Genomic DNA, 17,223 nt, shown 5'->3' with positions numbered 1-17,223 from the left:
GTCCTGCCCGCCCATCAGGAAAAGGCGCGCCACAAGAGCATCTGCATCGATTTGCGCAAGTCTCCCCGTTCCGCGACGTTGTCGGGCGCGCTCCTGAAAAGTAGTCGCAGGATGGCATTGTGCTGCTCCGGCGTCGGCATCAGGCAGAAAGCCGTCGACGATGGCGCCACTCTGGCCGAGGAGGAAATCCAGCCGACTTCCGGGATGAACACGGCCTCGTCCTTCGCACCGGCCGGGCCGTGCTCCGCCAGCGTCACGCCTTCAGTGGACACGGCCGTTATCGTCACGTCGGCGATGTGCCCATTGGCCCGGTGCCGTCCGCGAAGCCGGACTTCGATCGGTTCTTCCTGGCCGAAACGCGGCAGCTCTATGCAACAAAGCAGGCTCGTGAACGCAATGATCATCGCCACCGACGACCAGACGAGATTAAGGCATTCGCGTGCGGAAAATTCAACGGGCGCATCCCACCCATAGACCACCCGGACGACGGACAGCCCCGACATGGCCGCTACGAAGCCGAAAAACAGCGCGGTCGGGCGGTGAACGCGGATCGCGGACCTGTCCCCTCCCTTCTCCGTCACCTTGAAAGGGCGGCCAAACGGCTTACGGATCGCCTGGAAGAGAGTGATGGTGATCGGCACGGCGGTCAACGCATGTGTAACCTCGGTGAAGAGCGGCAGCGTGCGCCTTTCGGATATCCATGTCGAATAGGTCCAGAACAGGAAGAGCGAGCTGAGGCCGTATTTCATGAAAAGCAGTTCGTCAGCCTGCAGCGCCGAAACTCCGGTCAGCCAATAGACGGACGGCGCCAGCAAAAGGCAGAGGATGAAAGGCTTCGACAGCCAACAGAATAGCCCGTGCAGATAATGCAGACGCTGGATGAGGGTGAAGTTGCCGCGCCAGAGCGGCCCGTTGCGCAGCAGGCCGATCTGGATCGTGCCGAGGCACCAGCGAGTTCTCTGCGTGATATATTCGGGAATCCCTTCGGCTGACAGGCCGACACTCAGCTTCTCGTTCAGCCAGCGGGTTACATAGCCCCGCTCCATCAGACGGTAGGTAAGCAGCATGTCCTCGGACAGCGCATCATGCGGAAAGCCGCCGATCTCGTTGACGGCGACGCGACGCACCACGAAGCTGGTGCCCACACAGAACGCGCATCCGACGGCATCCTTGGCGGGCTGGAACGTGTCGAAGAAGACCCGCTGGTCATCGACGAAGGAACGTCGGATGCCGAGATTGTGTTGGATCGGATCACTGTTGAAATAAAATTGCGGCGTCTGCACGACGGCCACCTTCCCGTCCTTGAAGAGACCGATGACTCGGTTCAGGAAATTTGCCTGAGGGGCGAAATCCGCATCGAGAACCATGATGAAATCGGAAGTCTCGGCGAGCGCGTTCGTATGATTCAAGGCATTGTTCAGATTGCCGGCCTTGGCATGCTTGTTATCCGGACGCGTCAGGTAGTTCACACCGACGCGTGCGCAATAGTCGCGCACTTCCTGGCGACGAGTGTCGTCGCAGACGAAAACACGAAGCCTGCGATAGTTCATCGCCTGGGCGGATATGACCGATTTTTCCAGGACATTCAGTGGCTCGTTATAGGTGCAGATGAAAACGTCGACGGAAGGAATGTCGGCCTTGGCCGCCAGTTCCTTTTCACCGAGATCGGCCTCCCTCTTCCAGTCAGTCGTTCTCAGAAGGATCAGGATCGAACCGATGGCGTAAAGCACCGACACCGCCTCGAAGAGGAAGTAAACATAATTCCAGAGCACTTCGGCGGAAAACTCGAAGGGCGGAAGCGTGTCGAGGGCGCGCCACGAAAGATAGAGCCCGAGCGACAAGAGCATGAGCAGACTGAATGCCGCCCGCTCGAACGGTTTCTTCGGGTTTGCGAGCATCGCGAACAACATCGCGCAAGCGGCGATGACAAGATCGAAGGTCAGAACACTGAATAAGTCGTCGTCGGAACTAAAGAACACGGTCTGTTTCTCCCTGACTTCAGCCTGGATGCGATCGGTCACGGGCCGCCGGGTGCCGCAGCGACTTGCGTCAGCTTTTCACCGGCGCAGCTCTCATTCGCTCGTTAAGGAGCTCGACGGCATGCGCCTCGGCACGCCGAGGCTGGGGATAGAGGATCCTCCAGCTGGCGCGGATGTCCCGAGGGCCCTTTGCAAGGCGCTCCTCCAAATTGAGCACGCCGAACTGTTCGGCCGACCGCCGGACGAGACCGGTCAGTTTTGTCTCAGCCGCGGGCCATTGCGCGGCGGATGCCTGGGCTACGCCAATGAGCGATGTCGATGCCTCGCGTATATAATGCTGCGTTTTCTGAAGCCATTCCTGGGGCATCGTCACGTCGACCCACGTGCCGACAGAGCAGAACGGACTGCCTCGCAAGTCTGCCGTGCCAGGCTCGGTCAGGCGGATGTACGCATAGAGCTCGCGACGCTCCGTCGGCGGGAAAGGAACGGCGTAATCGAGATCCACCCTGTCGGTCGTACGCGGAACCAGCCGCTCGACGACGCCGCTTGCCGCTTGAGGCCAACCTTCGGCATTGACATCAACCTTCGACCCCACGACGAGGGCTTGCGCCTGCCGCTCGGAAAAGATTGCGACGACAAAGGCGTCGCGGCAGTCGAGCGTTTCAGCGAGCGTGTCGCCAGCCGTGACCTCGCGTCCGGATGCAGCCACCGGCTTGTAAAGCTGGCTCGTCGAGGGAACGTGCAAATCGGCCCGCGCCAGCCTGTCGACCCGCGATGCCTCCGTCATCACGAGCGAGCCGAGCTCGGTCTCTTTCGTGCGCATCGTCGCGATCTGCAACTTGATCTGCAGGAGGTCGGCCTTGCGCGTGCGGATTTCCTGCTGGAGATTTTGCAGCGACTGCAGGTCGGCGCCAACATAAACACCCTGTCGGGCAAAATCGAGTTCCGAGGCGAGCTTGGCCACGGCGAGCTTGGCGGCTTCAAGCTTGGTGTCCTCCAGACGAACCGTATCGGCGACCTCGCCTTCGCTGCCGGCGGCGATACCCCGAGCCATGAGCCTGAGTTTGCGCGCCGCCTCGGCTTTCGCGATGCGTGACGAGTAGGTCACCATCTCCAGAGCCGCCTCGGCGGCCTTGAGATCCGCGGTGATCCTGACGAGGAGTGCCGCCTGCTGGCCGGAAAGATCGTTTTCAAGGTCGCCGATACGCTGGGCGTAGTCGCCGACGATCGAATTCTTCTGTTCCATCTCGTTGCGCAGCGCGGCAAGCTGAACCTTCAAGCCGATCAAGGTCGAATTGTCGACGCGATCGTTCTCGACCGTTATTTCGCCCGCTGCGCCGAGCGACGTCACCTTGCCGCTGATCGGCGTTGTCAGCGGCACGAGCGGTGCGTTGATCACAGCGCGAGTAGAAGTCGATGTGAAGAATGGAGGGAATGCGGATGAGGCAAATACTGTACCCATTACACCAAGTACAGCGTAAGATGCCAATCTCACCGATGCATCATTATTTCTGCCATCTTTGCTTTTTCTAAAGAAAAACATAGCCATAGATCCTTTGATGAATGCGCTATATTATTCCTCCCGAAAGAATGCAGCGATCGTTGCACGGTTTTTTGTGCGCCGCAATATCGTTAAGATTGTGCTAACGGCATGGTCCGCAGATGCCCAATATTTGACCAGCAATCTGAAGGGGCCATCTTACGAATTGGGATCAGCCTTTCAGTCCATCCCGCTACAATAGCAGCCGTTATATCCGCTACGGTGAGAAGCGAAGTCCAGCGCGCGCAAGTGAAACACGTGGCATTATTTGTGCATCCTTGGCTCCTGGGAGCTTGGCGAAACCGACCATTCGCAACTTATACGATTAATTATCTTGCTAAATACCACCATCGTATGATCTACAGCTTCGAAACTCATCATAAAGAAGTAGATGAAACGCAGCGTCGGCGCGGATTCCCCCCAGATTTCCACCTTCTGCTGACGGCGCTACTCCAAAAGGATGATCAGATCCGTAAGCCGGTCTTCCGCCTTAGTACTGGAATTAGGTTTCAGATGAAAACATGCGTCACTCTCCGCATCCAGCCGGATGGCTTTGCATGTCGGTCGCAAGCCGGCTAGATTGGTATTGGCTTGGCGCCAGGAGATCGAGGCTTTGAAGGAGCCGCTTGGAGGGGTGTCTGGTCATCGTGAAAGAGCGTTTATCGTGGGGCGCCTTTCTTAAGGGCGGTCACCAGCTTCGCCGAGCCGGATTCGCAAAGCGGGCGGGGAGGCGGCAACTCCCAACTGCCTGATTCGCATGCAGCGAAGACAAGCTGTGGATGTTCTTTGCCGGCACTCATGTTCCGCAATGGACGTCCATAGGAAAGGTCAAGGATAAGGAATGGTCTGTCGCGCAGCCCCGCATCGACCATCTTGGCACGTGCGATACCACCCTAATTCGCGGAGGCGTCATGCCCGCTCTCGGCTCGTCGAACCAGGCGAGCGACCACCTCAGTCCGGTTCTGCGCCTGCAACTTACGCATTATGTGTTGCAGATGCATCTTCACCGTATGCCCCGACAAATTGAGTTTTCCTGCAATAACCTTGTTCGAGCAGCCACATTGCAACTCCGCGAGGACCTCCGCCTCCCTGGGAGTGAAATCGGCGATCGTCCAATATTGCGTCCTTTCATCCAGGTTTTTCTCCACCTCGTTTCTGGCCGGAACATGCTCGCTTGATTCATCTGCAACAACGCCTAACAGCTGCGGGCAGAATGTTCCTCCCGCCAGAACGAGACGAAGGCCGGCAAGGGCGATATCAATGGGAAGTGAAGTCGAAAAGAAACCGCGGATGCCCATTTTGAGCGCCTGACGGACTATGTCGACATCATCCGTACCTAAGAGCAGGGTGATGGGAGCCTGGGGAAAGCGCGCGGCAATCGCGGCGAGATCATTACGCAGGCTTGCACTCTCGACACCTCTGCCGGCCAGATCCAGCGCAATCAAACGTACCTCGGCACCAAGGGCTCTATCGAGACTTTCCGTCGAGATCATGTCGACAAAATTCCAGCCGGCGAATTCACGCTCAAGAAGCTTCACCACAGTCGTACGCGCCAATGTGGAATGCTGAATAACGACAATAGTTGGTATATTGCGCCCCATATGACGCTTGGATTTGGCACTGTTGGACACTTGACCGCTCCCCGGAATATCTGCAGCCCAACCGCAACCCAGATTATTTCCGCTCTCGTTTCATGTCATGACATGAAAAAGAGGTACTATCGATATCAATAGTCTTATCTATCACGAGAGTTGTTATAGAGTGCAATGGCTCAAGGACAGTCAACCTTTGCATGTATATCGCACTGAAATCATTATTCACTAATATATGTTGCATCGATTCACTTCGTTGAATTCATATGCAGAAAGCGTGTCAACAAAGCTATCGGTGACATTAAAAATACATATGATATTCGACAAATACATCACAGGAAAAACAGACAGAATATCATTATCTGTCAATGAGATTCAGTTCAAGCACGTCCTTCAACTTAAAGCAGCCTCAATACTGTATTGGCACCTATAGGTTCCGATCAGACACAACAGCCTAGAACGATCGAGATTTATAACAACATAAATTGGGTTACGAGGGGAATACTCGGCGTCTCGGTGACCGGGCATTCCGCGCCATGCCTCTCCGAGAGGCAAGGCCAAACGGATGAAGCAATCCAGCATATGGTTCTTAAAGGCGCGGAGAATGGCTTCATGAAGTTGAGCCTTCACAATGCCCGCAAGGAGACTATCTGTCAGGTATGTACGAAGCCCAGAATGTCGTCTACGAGAGCCGAATGGGCGTCCGTAAGATTGCCGCCGCCACCGTGGCCGCCGACGCCGGCCAATTGAAGTGCATGCTGATCGTAGAGAACATGGTCGATCTGCTGGGCGTCCGCCGTCCCACCGGCAGGAACTGCGATATTGATGGGATGGAAATAGGCGAGATTAATGTCGACCATGCTGCCGGTCGATGATCCAACGCCACCACCGCCAGCTTCATGGCTGCCGGTAAAAATCGTCCCCGATGACATGTTGAAGCCACCACCGTTGCCGCCGATGCCGGCAATCTGCATCGTGCCCTGATCAAAAACCGCATTGTTTGTCTGATGGGCTTCGGCCGAACCGCCTGCGGCGCCTACCGCGATGTTGATCGGGGAGAAAATGGCCACGTTCACATCGACCATGCTGCCGACGAAAACTCCGTTGCCGCCATGCCCCGCATAATTGTCACCGGTAAACGTAACCGCGGTTCCCGGGTTCATCGTCGAGTCGTGGATCGCGACATTATGATCGCCGCCGGAGCCACCGATGCCGCCCATCTGGGTTGCCCCCTGCAGGAACAAAGCGTTGTTCGATTGATCGGCGTGAGCCTCAGCGCCATGGCCAACCGCCACAGCCGTGTTCACGGGAGCAAACACCGCAACATCAGTGCTCACGAGACCGCCAAAAAAGAGGCCGTTGCCACCGGTGCCGGCATGACTGACGTCGCCGCCGCCAATCGCAATATTGCCACTTCCGCCATTCCCGCCGATCCCAGCCATTTCGGTGGGATGCTGGTTGACCAGCGCATCGTTACCCTGGAAGGCGTCCGCGCTCGAATGAGGTCCCGCAATGGCAGCATTGGAAGGCACGAAGACGGCCAGCGCGTTGCTGTCGATCACGCCTTCGCTTATCCCGTCGCCGCCGCTACCAGCTGAGTTGTAGTTCGGACCCGACGCGACATCCAGTGGAAGCCAGGTTGGCACCAGAGCCAGGTGCCCCGCTGCCGAATTGGAGGTGAGGTTTTGATCGGTGCCTGTTTTGGGTAAGTCTTCCAATAAGGGACGGGTGTCCGTCATAACCATCTCCATTGCAAATCAACCGAACATCCCACAAGGCGAGCAACTTATGCAGGCAGGATTTTTCGGACATTGTGCACCTGAACGTGAGAAAAGCAGAGCCTGCAATTCGTCTACATCCTGCCGGCTAGCGTCCTAGCCATTTGGCTATCATGGATCGAGCGCCCCGCGATGAGAATTCGAGGGCGCCAAACTGGCCTTGCAGCAGAGACCCGAATGCCGCCTGTTTGCTTGAACCTCCTTTGCTTCGAAAGATCAGGCGTGTCGATCGGGCCGCAGGCCCGATCATGACCATCTCATCTGGTGCCGACCACGACGCGCCGAGGTCAAATTGCGCTCATCTCCAAGCATACGCCTGAAGGAGCGTCACCGAATATCTAGATAGCTCCCAGATTTGACCGCGGGTAATATTCACCCGCGGTTGTATTGCGGGCGGTGAGACGCTGGAGACCCATGCCGTAGAACCACACGGACGAAACGAAATCGAAGGAGGAACATCAATGCCTATCCCACAAATATCTGACACGATCCATTTCAGTGACCCGGTTGCCGGCGACGCGAGCGCCGGCAACGGCGGCGATGGCAACAGCCATGGCAATATTGACTACAATCCAGTTGCGTATGTCGCCAATACGCAAACGGTCGACGGGGCATCCATCGATCTGCACAACGGCGATCACGTGGGGCAGATGGCAGATTGGACCGCCGGCAGCGGCGGACCTGGCGGCTTTGCGCAAGCCCAGAATGGCTTCCTAGCGGCGGTCACGAATAGCGGCGCGGGAGGCGCCGGAGGAGATTCTCATTCCAACGGCAGCCAGGGAAGCGTGAGCGGCGGCGACACGGCGGCGGTCAGCGCGGATACCACGGCGACACAATATACTCAGCTTCTTGCAGATCAGCATGCCACCATTCTTGCTGGCGTCGGCGGCAACGGCGGCAACGGCAACTTGGCTCGCGGCGGCGACATCTCGGCAGCGCTCGTTCACACGGACCCCTCAACGACGACAGTGAACAATGCTCTCGATCATTTCTCGAACGACTTCGGCCATATCGATCTCAGCCATCTTGGCTCATGAACCCCAAACCCAGAGGGTCGCCGGCTTCACTCGGCGACCCTCATAGGTTGCGGAACCCATCGGCAGCCTCGTCTTGTCAGTCTCACGCGGAGCGAGATCGGATAATGGCAACGCTTTCTGTAACGCCATCGCGCCAACAGACACAGCTCGTCATCGCGCTCCGGGCTTGCGCCGGAGCACTTGGGCTGGTTTTCCTCTATAGCTGTGGCTACAATCTCTTCCTTCTGGCGCCTTCCGTTTATCTCCTGCAGATCTATGACAGAGTTCTGTCGAGCCGCAGCGCCGACACGCTTCTGATGTTGACAATAGTCATCGCCGTCGCCGTGGTGGTTGGCGCAACGCTGGACATTGTGCGCCGGGCAGCCCTCTCGCGCATCGGCAGCTGGCTGGATCACAGGCTACGGCCCATGGTGCTTACCGCATCATTCGAATATGCCGCACGCGCCGATGCAGGAGCCGCCACGGAGTGCTTCAGGGATCTGACCACCTTACGCCAATTCCTCGATTCCCCGGCAAGTTCCCTGTTTTTTGACCTCCCATGGGCACCGATCTTCCTGCTCCTGCTCTTTCTTGTTCATCCGCTGCTTGGGGCGCTCGGTCTTCTGAGCGCATTAGCGCTTCTGCTGTTTGCCTGCCTCACGGAGCTAGCGACGCAAGAACCGCTTGCCAGCGCCAATCTTGCCCTCTCCAGAAGCTATCTGCGGTTCGCGAACGCCCTAAAAAACATCGAGGTGATCCGGGCGATGGGCATGGAATATGGTGCCGCGCTAGTGGTCTATCGCGATGCGGAAATGGCAAGACGAGCACAAGACATCGCGATGCATCGGACGGAGATCATTCTTGGTTTTTCCAAATCGATCCGAACACTGGCGCAGATCCTGTTGATGGGATCCGCGACCTGGCTGGTGCTCTCGAGCAACAGCAGTCCCGGTATCATCTTCGTCGCCAGCCTGCTGCTCGGGCGCGGACTTGCGCCGATCGAAGGCGCGATAGGCGCATGGCGCTCCCTAATGTTTGCTCGCAACGCCTTCAATCGCCTCAACCGCATGCTGATCGCCGTTGCGTCGGAACGCGATGCCCGAACGGTGCTTCAGCCGGAACCCAATGGCCTGGTTCTCGAAGACGTCGGCTATATTCAACCATTCGCCAACAGGCAGATACTAACCGGAATCACGTTGCGCCTGGCGCCTGGCGATTGCGTTGCCCTCATCGGCCCTTCCGGATCGGGAAAATCGACGTTAGGTCGTGTTATTGCGGGCGTCGTGCAAGCAACAAGCGGGTGCGCCCTTCTTGGTGGGGTAGATGTTTCGGCTCTGCGTCTTTGCGGAGGCGCCTACCACGTCGGATATCTGCCGCAGGACATCGAGCTTTTCGGCGGGGCAATCAAGGATGTGATCGGCCGGCTGGATGGAGGAGATCCCGCCAGGGTAATCGATGCAGCCAAGCTGGTTGGATTGCACGAGGCGATCATGCGGCTGCCAAAGGGGTACGAGACCGATATTGGAGAAGGTGGTAGCCTGCTCCTTCGCGCTCAGCGCCAACAGCTGGGGCTGGCACGGGCCGCCTATGGAAATCCATCCCTCATCGTTCTCGATGATCCGAACTCTAGCCTGGACTATGATGGCGAGCGCATGCTGCACAAGGCAATTGAACGCATGAAATCCAGGGGCATGACCGTTGTTATCATAACTCACCGCATGGGTATCCTACCAGTTACCAACAAGATCGCCATTATGCGCAACGGGACGGTGGCTGCCTTCGGCGACAGCGAGCAGATTTATGAAACCTATCTTCAACCGCCGTCGCGAACGGGAACATAGAGGGGACTGGGACATGACCCTTGTGCAACTGGATGCAACGCTGGCGAGATTTTCAAGTTCGTCAAAAGTGAGCCAGCGCTTTGCCGAACGATCGACGGCGACAGACAAGCAACAGACAGCTTACGCGCCGGTGTTCGGCACGAAACAGCGCGGACCCGCTCCCCCTTCGCCCATGCCGCGGCTCAGGGGCGTTATATGGACGGGGAACCTGTTGATCGGAGTCTTTATAGTCGGATTGGGAATCTGGTCGGTGCTGGCGCCGCTGAAAAGCGCCGCAGTTGCATCCGGCGTCATCGAGCCGGAGTCTAGCCGCAAGACCATTCAGCACCTGGAAGGCGGTATCGTGCGACGGATACTCGTCAAGAACGGCGATGCCGTGACGGCAGGGCAAGTCGTGATAGAACTCGACGATACGAAGTCCCGCTCGGAGCGCGACAATATTCAAGGGCAACTTTGGGACGCCGAAGCAAGCCGCGCCCGCCTGCTTGCCGAGCAGACGGGCGCCGATCATATCGCTTTTCCGCAGGACCTCAGGTCGGCAATGGACAGAGATCTCTCAGTCGGCGCGATTCTGACTGGACAGCGGAAAATCTTCGAAGCGCGTCGTCAGGTCATGCAGGCGGAAGTTGGCATAACCAGCGAGAAGATCGCACAGGTGCGGCAGGAAATCGTAGGGCTTGGCGCGCAGAAGACAGCACTGACCGACAGGGCGGCAATCTCGCAGCAGGAACTGGATCAGGTTACGGCCCTCAACGCCAAGGGATTGGAACGAAAAAATACTGTTCTCAACCTCCAGCGGGAAAAAGCAGACCTTGCCGGCCAGCAGGGTCAGGTGGAGGCCCAGATTTCGCGCGCCTACCAGGTGATCAGCGAGGCACAGGCCGATCTCGCAAAGCTCGAGAGCGACCGGCTGAGCGAAGTCGCGCAGGGCATGCGCGACACGGAAAGTCAGATCATGCAGTTGCGCGAGCGCTTGTGGGCGATCGACGACCAGCTTTCAAGGACCGATGTCCGGGCGCCCGAAGACGGAACAATCATGAACCTGCGCATCCACACCGCCGGCGGAGTGGTCGGCGCGGGCGAGCCGCTCGTCGACCTTGTGCCGCGCAGCGATCGCCTCATCGTGTCCGCCCACGTCAGACCGGAAGACATCAATCTCGTCCGTGCGGGGCTTGAGGCGCAGGTTCACCTCCTTCCATACAATCAGCGGCGCGTTCCATTGCTGAAAGGCAGGGTCGAGTATGTATCAGCGGACCGTCTCACCGACGCGCAGAGCGGCCAGCCATACTTTGCCGCGACGATCCGAGTGACGGACGAGCGGTTGGCTAAAATGAACGATGTCGAATTGGTCGCAGGCATGCCTGTGCAGACACTGATCGAAACGGGCAAAAGCAGCGTGGCATTCTATGCCATCAGACCACTTATCGACAGTTTCCACAGAGCATTTCGTGAGGACTAAAGCGGTGATGGGCAAGAGAAAATTCGACGACGATCAGATTACCGGCATACTAAAAGAGCACCAGGCTGGGGTGACGGTTGCTGATGTTTGCCACAAGCACGGTATCAGCGAGCCGACCTTCTATCGGTGGCAATCCCTTCATTTCGGAAATGCCGGTCTCGATTCCAAAAGAATGAGAGCACTGATGGAAGAAAACCAAAAGCTTAAGAAACTTTTAGCCGAAGCCATGCTCTCGGCGGCAACGCTGAGTGAGATGCTGGCGAAGACATCGAATGGGCGAAACTAATCCCCAATCATGGAGTGCGGCCGCGTTCGGCCCATCTCTACGCGATAAACCATTGCGATTGCATTCATCCTTCAACGAAGGCGGCAAGCTCGTCGGGCGTCCCTTGAGGAAAGGCCTCCTTCAGATAATCCAGGAATGCCGAAACACGCGCGCTGAGGAGCCGACGCGTTGGATATAGTGCCCAAAGAGCGGTCTGAAGCCCCGCTAGCTCACCCCAGCTCACCAGCCTGCCGGTAGCCAAATCCGGAATGGCGAGCGATAGGGGTAGACGCGCCGCTCCCGCCCCCGCTCGAACGGCATCACGAACCATGATGAACGAGGAGACGCTCAGAACTGGCCTTGCCGCGATGCTCAATTTTCCCGCTGAGGTCATGACCTCCCACGATTCAGCTTGGGCCATCGATCCACGAGTGATGGCGGCAACGGGCTCGCGGCCCATCGGGCGCGGTAGATCGGGGCTTGCCACGACCACCAGCCGATCATGCAGGAACACGCGACCAACGAGGCTTTCGTCCGGCTCAGGATTGACGCGAATGACTAGATCATAAGCCTCCTCGATCATATCGACGGCCCGGTCTTCCGTCGTGATCTCAAGCTGAACTTCGGGGTGTTTCAGGACGAATCCCGCCGCAAGCTTCCCCATTGCCGTCTGGGAGAACAGCAAAGGCGCGCTGATCCGCAATCGCCCTCGGGGACTATGTCCGCCCGAGGCGATAGCCTTCGCCGTTTCGTCAAGCTCGGTCAGGAGTGCGCCTGTTCGCTCGAAGAGTGCGCGCCCTTCCTCAGTGAGCTTTAGCGTCCGTGCACCGCGCTCGAACAGACGCAGGTCGAGACTTGCCTCAAGGTCGGCCACACGCCGCGACAAGGTTGCCTTCGGTCGGCCAGTGGCGCGAGCAGCCCTGCCGAACCCGCCGTGGCGAGCGACCAGATTGAAATCGGCGAGAGCGAGCAGATCCATGTGTTTCACCAACGAGACAGTCTGTCCAAATAAGACGTCTATCGGGCATAATTTGGATCATTAAATTGATGACTGTCAACTGAACACCTCAACGGAGCAATCACAATGACCATTCTCGTTACGGGCGCCACTGGTCGTGTCGGCCACCACGTCGTGGATCAACTCATCAAGCGTGGCGCGAAGGTTCGCGTGCTGACCCGCGATCCCTCAAGGGCCAATGTCTCGGCCGGCGTCGAAGTTACTCAAGGCGACCTGCTCGACATCGATGCGCTGCGCAACGCCTTCCACGGCGTAAGCACGCTCTTTTTGTTGAATGCCGTTACCGGCGATGAATTCACCCAGGCGATCATCACGCTCAACATCGCCCGCGAGGCGGGCGTCGAACGGGTCGTCTATCTCTCCGTGTTCGATGCCGATCGTGCGGTGAATGTGCCGCATTTCGCCGTCAAGTTCGGTGCTGAGCGCATGCTCGTCCAGATGGGCTTCAGCGCCACCATCCTGCGCCCGACATACTTCATCGACAATGAGCTGATGATCAAGGACGTAATCCTCAATCACGGCGTCTATCCGATGCCGATCGGCGGCAAGGGCGTCGCCATGGTCGACGCCCGCGATATCGCCGAGGTCGCCGCCATCGAACTGATCCGCCGCGACCAGGCTGCCCGCAAGCTACCGATCGAGACGATCAACCTTGTCGGCCCCGACACACTGACCGGCCCGGATGTGGCCAAGATCTGGTCGGACCTGCTCGACCGCCCGGTTGTCTACGGCGGCGACGATCCCAGCGGATTCGAGCAGAACATGGCAAGCTTCATGCCGAAGTGGACGGCCTATGAGATGCGCCTGATGGCCGAACGCTACGTCACCGATGGCATGATCCCCGAGCTCGGCGACGTCGAGCGGCTGATCACGATCCTGGGTCGCCCTCTGCATTCCTACCGGGCCTTTGCCAGTGAGATCGCTACCGCGGCCTGAGGCCCGGCAGCCAAACCGCTCCGGAGAGGGAGTGGGCGCGACGCGCCTCTTCCTCCCATCCGGCCTCCGCACCCAATGCGATGTGACGAGCATACGCGAGTCACCGATCAATAACAGGAAGCAGGAACATCAATCCGTGCCAAGGGCAGGACATTGCCATTGGGCGTGATCGCGGGGCGACCTTCAGGTCAGCTCGCCTCGGCCCAGGCGACCGCGTCGGCGCCTGCGGGGATTCGCACGGGGCTCGAGGGATCGTTCACCGCGCGCCACACGGCTTCGGCGACATCCCGCGAACAGGTGACCGGACCCGGCTGGCTGAAGCGGGCCATGAAGCCTTTGACGAGATCGGCATAGGCCTCGTGGTCGAGACCCCGCATTCGGGAGCTGCCATTCTCGGCGAAGCGGGTCTCGGGCGCGCGCCTGGGTAGCACGATGTGCGCGCGTATGCCGAACTGTGCGACTTCCAGCGCCATGGACTCGGTAAAGGCGTTCACAGCCGCCTTGCTCGCCGTGTAGACTGCGCCTTCACCCGCCATGTCGGGCTGCCGCCCGCGCGCTATGCGCGGCAGCAGGACCTCCCTGCGTCCTAAGAGCCAAGAAGCTCGGCGCTACGCTCTGGATGGCTATCGGTACATGAGCACCGTCCCGCCTCAAGCGTTTCGCTCGACGCAGGCGCCCGCCAGGATGAAATCGACGCCGGCAACGAACTGTTGGCGATCGTCATGCTCGCTCAGTTGCGCCGCCACCCGCCGAAGAAATGGACGCGCTTCGGGATCATCCTGAATCCAGCCCGTGGCGATGGTTTCCAGCCACGCCTTGCGATCCGTTCCGTCCGGAAGCGTGCGGGCGTTGGCCGCGTTCTGGCCGGCCACACCGAGGATGTAGTTCGTCAGCGCGGAGGCGCAGTCGAATTGTGCATCCGCAGGAACACCAAGCGGCTGGAGCCATCCGCCGATGCGTTCGAAGATCTCTCCGACCGCGGAATGCCATGGCTCGCGCGAAAGGTGAGCGCCGGCCCAGGGGTGAGCGTCAATCGCATCGAGTACCGCGAGCGCGATGGCGCGGATCGCGGCTCTTGGCTCCTCTTCCTTGGCCACATTCGCCAGGGCGCGGGCAAGAACATCTCCCGTCGCTGCGGCAAGCAGGTCGTTCCTGTCGGCGATATGCCAGTAGATCGCCCCGCTGCCCGTCGCCAGCTGTATCGCCAGCGCCCGAAATGTCAGAGCGGCCTCCCCGCGCGCATCGAGAATCTCGACCGCCGCCTTGACAATCCGCGCCTTGGAAAGGGCGTCCGCGCGTCGCGCTGTCTGGTGAGCTCGTTTAGACATATGCCTATGATGACATATCTGGAACGCCGTTCCAATCCCTGCTATATGGAACAATGTTCCAATCGTCTCGAGGTGCCATCATAACCACTCCCGTTACTATTGTTGGCGCAGGCCTGGGCGGCCTGACCCTCGCCCGCGTGCTCCACCTTCACGGCATCACCGCCACGATCTTCGAAGCGGAGCCCTCCCCACACGCCCGCACTCAAGGCGGCCAGCTTGACGTTCACGAACATGACGGTCAGCGCGCGCTCGCTGCCGCCGGCCTGACCGACGCATTCCGCGCAATCGTTCACGACGGTGGCGACGCGACGCGCGCCCTCGACCGAAACGGCAATGTGCTGCTCGACCAACCCGGAGACGGCCGACGTCCCGAGGTGCTCCGAGGCGACCTGCGGCGAATCCTCATCGACTCCTTGCCTGCCGGGACGATCCGGTGGGGGCGGAAGCTCGCCGGAGCCAGACCGCTTGGCGCCGATCGTCATGAACTGACGTTCACCGATGGCTCAGCTGTAGAGACCGCGTTGCTCGTGGGAGCCGATGGCGCCTGGTCAAAGGTACGCCCGCTGTTGTCAGACGCGAAACCCGGCTATGTCGGCGTTTCCTTCGTCGAGACCTACCTGCATGACGCTGATCGGCGGTTTCCCGCAACGGCCGCGGCGGTCGGGGCCGGCGGAATGTTCGCGCTCGAACCGGGCAAGGGGATCACCGCGCACCGGGAGCCGGCAGGCGCTCTCCACACCTATGTTCAACTGATGCGACCTGCGGCTTGGTTTGCGGACATCGACTTCAACGACGCCGAGACTGTGAAAACACGGATAGCAGCCGAATTCGACGGGTGGACACCCACTCTCACCTCATTGATCACCGGCAGCGACACGGCGCCGGTCCTGCGAGCGGTCAACGCGCTCCCGGTTGGTCATCGATGGGATCGTACGCCAGGAGTGACGCTGCTCGGCGACGCCGCGCATCTGTCGCCTCCGGCCGGCGACGGCGCAAACCTGGCGATGCTCGACGGGGCCGAACTCGGCGAGGCCATAGCCGCTCAGCCTGGAAACATCGAGAATGCGCTGACCGTCTATGAGGCGGCGATGTTCGCGCGCAGCAAGGCCGCTGCCATTGACGCGCACCGAGTCCTAGACCTTTGCCTGGGTGAGCATGCGCCCTTCAGCCTCATCGACTTTCTCAACGCCGCGTCATAACCGCGGCGCGCCAAAGAAACGAAGCTGGCATTGTCGAACGTATCGGCTGTTGCGCAGCGAGCGCGTTCAGCCATGTCGGCCTGCCCTCCGCCAGACAGCGGGCCTACTCTGATCCACCGCGACCGGTAGGAGCATGCTTGTCTTGATCATAACGCGCCCGGTTGTTCTCGATCTCGTCGATATGCTCTCCCGCCCACGCACCCAGTGCGCGGACCGGCACAGCCAGGGATTGTCCAAGTTCCGTCAGGGCATATTCGACTTGCGGTGGGACCGTCGGATAGACCGTCCGGCTCACCATCCCGTCGCGCTCGAGCGCCTTCAGGGTGCGTGTCAGCATCTGCTGCGAGATGCCCCCGACCGTCCGTTTGATCTCGTTGAAGCGATGCGGCCGCTCGACCAGTATCCTGACGATCATCACTGTCCATTTGTCGCCGACGATGGCGAGCACTTTGCCGACCTTGTGGCATTGGGCGCTGACGGCCGGCGAGGCAGGCATATCCATGTGACCAGGTCCTAAAAATATGCGTTCTTGGCGGAGCACCTGTGGTCACATAGATAGTCCTGGTCACAAATCAAGACCGGAGATATCCAGTGAAACTTCTTCATCTCGACTCCAGTATCATGGGCGCAAACTCGGCAAGCCGGGTGCTCTCTGCCGCTATCGTCGAGCGGATCGTCGAAACACATGACGCGGTGGACGTCACCTATCGCGACCTTGCCAGCGAACCGCTCCCGCATCTCACCCTCGACGCGTTCAAGGTGCTCGACGCCGGCACTGACGTGCAGCAATTCCTCGACGCGGACGTTGTGGTGATCGGGGCCGGCTTCTACAATTTCTCTGTTCCCACCCAGCTCAAGGCCTGGATCGATCATATCGTCGTGCGGGGAAAGACCTTTGCGCGCGGCGAAAACGGGCCGATCGGTCTCGCCCAGGGAAAGCGCGTGATCGTCGCGCTGGCGCGCGGCAACGTCTACAGCGATGGCTCGCCCTATCACTCGTTCGAACATGCCGAGACGCTGCTCCGCTCCGCATTCGCATTCATGGGTGTCACGGATATCGAGTTTATTATCGCCGAGGGGCTCGGGCGCAGCGAGGAGGTGCGTCGGGCCTCGATCGCGGGCGCACTTGAAGAGGTGCGCAAGGTCTCCCCAAACCCCAAAGCTCCGGCTCCACTCGGAGCTTGAGAGCACAGACGCGAATGCACGGCATGCCTGGCTTTCGCGCCGTAACGGAGGAATCGCTGCTTCAATTGCTCGGACGAAATTTCCTGA

Annotated in this window: 15 protein-coding genes and 1 pseudogene; 8 read left to right on the top strand and 8 right to left on the bottom strand. The window is 59.3% G+C overall.

Going from position 1 to position 17,223, the window contains the following annotated elements:
- Nucleotides 1-14: 14 nt before the first annotated feature.
- Nucleotides 15-1,979, bottom strand: coding sequence for a cellulose synthase catalytic subunit (locus tag FBZ97_RS27475; protein ID WP_113421496.1), 1,965 nt, complete (start codon nt 1,977-1,979; stop codon nt 15-17).
- Between the two features lie 70 nt (nt 1,980-2,049).
- On the bottom strand, nt 2,050-3,378 hold the full coding sequence (locus FBZ97_RS27470) for an HlyD family efflux transporter periplasmic adaptor subunit (protein WP_113391154.1): 1,329 nt from the start codon (nt 3,376-3,378) through the stop codon (nt 2,050-2,052).
- A gap of 828 nt (nt 3,379-4,206) precedes the next feature.
- Here FBZ97_RS27470 and FBZ97_RS35125 point away from each other — a divergent pair.
- A pseudogene (locus tag FBZ97_RS35125) lies at nt 4,207-4,355 on the top strand (SOS response-associated peptidase); the annotation flags it as partial.
- Between the two features lie 57 nt (nt 4,356-4,412).
- Here the strand turns inward: FBZ97_RS35125 and FBZ97_RS27465 are convergent.
- Together FBZ97_RS27465 and FBZ97_RS27460 are read right to left on the bottom strand one after the other, a co-directional pair.
- Nucleotides 4,413-5,120, bottom strand: coding sequence for a response regulator transcription factor (locus FBZ97_RS27465; RefSeq protein WP_113352109.1), 708 nt, complete (start codon nt 5,118-5,120; stop codon nt 4,413-4,415).
- Between the two features lie 644 nt (nt 5,121-5,764).
- Nucleotides 5,765-6,850 (bottom strand): hypothetical protein, encoded by a 1,086-nt coding sequence (locus FBZ97_RS27460; protein WP_113352110.1) that lies wholly within the window; start codon nt 6,848-6,850, stop codon nt 5,765-5,767.
- Nucleotides 6,851-7,350: 500 nt separating this feature from the next.
- On the opposite strand from FBZ97_RS27460, the gene FBZ97_RS27455 reads away from it, so the two are divergent.
- From FBZ97_RS27455 to FBZ97_RS27440, 4 genes are all read left to right on the top strand, one after another.
- Nucleotides 7,351-7,926: a PE-PGRS family protein gene (locus FBZ97_RS27455; protein ID WP_113331788.1), complete on the top strand. Its 576-nt coding sequence runs from the start codon at nt 7,351-7,353 to the stop codon at nt 7,924-7,926.
- Between the two features lie 104 nt (nt 7,927-8,030).
- Nucleotides 8,031-9,746 (top strand): type I secretion system permease/ATPase, encoded by a 1,716-nt coding sequence (locus tag FBZ97_RS27450; protein ID WP_113352111.1) that lies wholly within the window; start codon nt 8,031-8,033, stop codon nt 9,744-9,746.
- Between the two features lie 13 nt (nt 9,747-9,759).
- Nucleotides 9,760-11,205 carry an HlyD family type I secretion periplasmic adaptor subunit gene (locus FBZ97_RS27445; protein ID WP_145323027.1) on the top strand — a complete coding sequence of 482 codons (1,446 nt, stop codon included), beginning with the start codon at nt 9,760-9,762 and terminating at the stop codon, nt 11,203-11,205.
- Nucleotides 11,206-11,212: 7 nt separating this feature from the next.
- Entirely contained in the window at nt 11,213-11,491 is a 279-nt protein-coding gene (locus FBZ97_RS27440) for a transposase (RefSeq protein WP_069614130.1), read from the top strand.
- A gap of 64 nt (nt 11,492-11,555) precedes the next feature.
- On the opposite strand, the gene FBZ97_RS27435 is transcribed toward FBZ97_RS27440, so the two are convergent.
- A complete protein-coding gene (locus FBZ97_RS27435; RefSeq protein ID WP_113352114.1) occupies nt 11,556-12,449 on the bottom strand; it encodes a LysR substrate-binding domain-containing protein in 894 nt (297 codons plus the stop codon).
- A gap of 105 nt (nt 12,450-12,554) precedes the next feature.
- Between FBZ97_RS27435 and FBZ97_RS27430 the strand changes: the two genes are divergently transcribed.
- Nucleotides 12,555-13,424 carry an NmrA family NAD(P)-binding protein gene (locus tag FBZ97_RS27430; protein ID WP_113391158.1) on the top strand — a complete coding sequence of 290 codons (870 nt, stop codon included), beginning with the start codon at nt 12,555-12,557 and terminating at the stop codon, nt 13,422-13,424.
- Nucleotides 13,425-13,612: 188 nt separating this feature from the next.
- Here FBZ97_RS27430 and FBZ97_RS27425 read toward each other — a convergent pair whose 3' ends face one another.
- Nucleotides 13,613-13,960, bottom strand: a complete 348-nt coding sequence (locus FBZ97_RS27425) for an SDR family NAD(P)-dependent oxidoreductase (protein ID WP_145323025.1) — start codon at nt 13,958-13,960, stop codon at nt 13,613-13,615.
- A 114-nt stretch (nt 13,961-14,074) separates the two neighbouring features.
- Entirely contained in the window at nt 14,075-14,752 is a 678-nt protein-coding gene (locus FBZ97_RS27420; RefSeq protein WP_145323023.1) for a TetR family transcriptional regulator, read from the bottom strand.
- Nucleotides 14,753-14,805: 53 nt separating this feature from the next.
- Between FBZ97_RS27420 and FBZ97_RS27415 the strand changes: the two genes are divergently transcribed.
- Complete coding sequence (locus tag FBZ97_RS27415) at nt 14,806-15,951, top strand: NAD(P)/FAD-dependent oxidoreductase (RefSeq protein WP_233788527.1); 1,146 nt, start codon at nt 14,806-14,808, stop codon at nt 15,949-15,951.
- A gap of 103 nt (nt 15,952-16,054) precedes the next feature.
- On the opposite strand, the gene FBZ97_RS27410 is transcribed toward FBZ97_RS27415, so the two are convergent.
- Entirely contained in the window at nt 16,055-16,453 is a 399-nt protein-coding gene (locus tag FBZ97_RS27410; RefSeq protein ID WP_113352118.1) for a helix-turn-helix domain-containing protein, read from the bottom strand.
- A gap of 89 nt (nt 16,454-16,542) precedes the next feature.
- Between FBZ97_RS27410 and FBZ97_RS27405 the strand changes: the two genes are divergently transcribed.
- Nucleotides 16,543-17,136 carry an NAD(P)H-dependent oxidoreductase gene (locus tag FBZ97_RS27405; RefSeq protein ID WP_145323021.1) on the top strand — a complete coding sequence of 198 codons (594 nt, stop codon included), beginning with the start codon at nt 16,543-16,545 and terminating at the stop codon, nt 17,134-17,136.
- Nucleotides 17,137-17,223 lie beyond the last annotated feature (87 nt).

The organism is Rhizobium sp. ERR 942, from assembly GCF_007828395.1.
In the GTDB taxonomy this organism is placed as follows: domain Bacteria; phylum Pseudomonadota; class Alphaproteobacteria; order Rhizobiales; family Rhizobiaceae; genus Rhizobium; species Rhizobium dioscoreae.
Note: the sequence above shows the minus strand (reverse complement) of the source record. Positions and strands in the feature narration are given on the sequence as shown.

Coding starts and splice junctions, on each gene's coding strand:
- FBZ97_RS27465 (WP_113352109.1), bottom strand. CDS start 5,120: ATGGGGCGCAATATACCAACTATTGTCGTTATTCAGCATTCCACATTG.
- FBZ97_RS27460 (WP_113352110.1), bottom strand. CDS start 6,850: ATGACGGACACCCGTCCCTTATTGGAAGACTTACCCAAAACAGGCACC.
- FBZ97_RS27455 (WP_113331788.1), top strand. CDS start 7,351: ATGCCTATCCCACAAATATCTGACACGATCCATTTCAGTGACCCGGTT.
- FBZ97_RS27450 (WP_113352111.1), top strand. CDS start 8,031: ATGGCAACGCTTTCTGTAACGCCATCGCGCCAACAGACACAGCTCGTC.
- FBZ97_RS27445 (WP_145323027.1), top strand. CDS start 9,760: ATGACCCTTGTGCAACTGGATGCAACGCTGGCGAGATTTTCAAGTTCG.
- FBZ97_RS27440 (WP_069614130.1), top strand. CDS start 11,213: ATGGGCAAGAGAAAATTCGACGACGATCAGATTACCGGCATACTAAAA.
- FBZ97_RS27435 (WP_113352114.1), bottom strand. CDS start 12,449: ATGGATCTGCTCGCTCTCGCCGATTTCAATCTGGTCGCTCGCCACGGC.
- FBZ97_RS27430 (WP_113391158.1), top strand. CDS start 12,555: ATGACCATTCTCGTTACGGGCGCCACTGGTCGTGTCGGCCACCACGTC.
- FBZ97_RS27425 (WP_145323025.1), bottom strand. CDS start 13,960: ATGGCGGGTGAAGGCGCAGTCTACACGGCGAGCAAGGCGGCTGTGAAC.
- FBZ97_RS27420 (WP_145323023.1), bottom strand. CDS start 14,752: ATGTCTAAACGAGCTCACCAGACAGCGCGACGCGCGGACGCCCTTTCC.
- FBZ97_RS27415 (WP_233788527.1), top strand. CDS start 14,806: ATGTTCCAATCGTCTCGAGGTGCCATCATAACCACTCCCGTTACTATT.
- FBZ97_RS27410 (WP_113352118.1), bottom strand. CDS start 16,453: ATGGATATGCCTGCCTCGCCGGCCGTCAGCGCCCAATGCCACAAGGTC.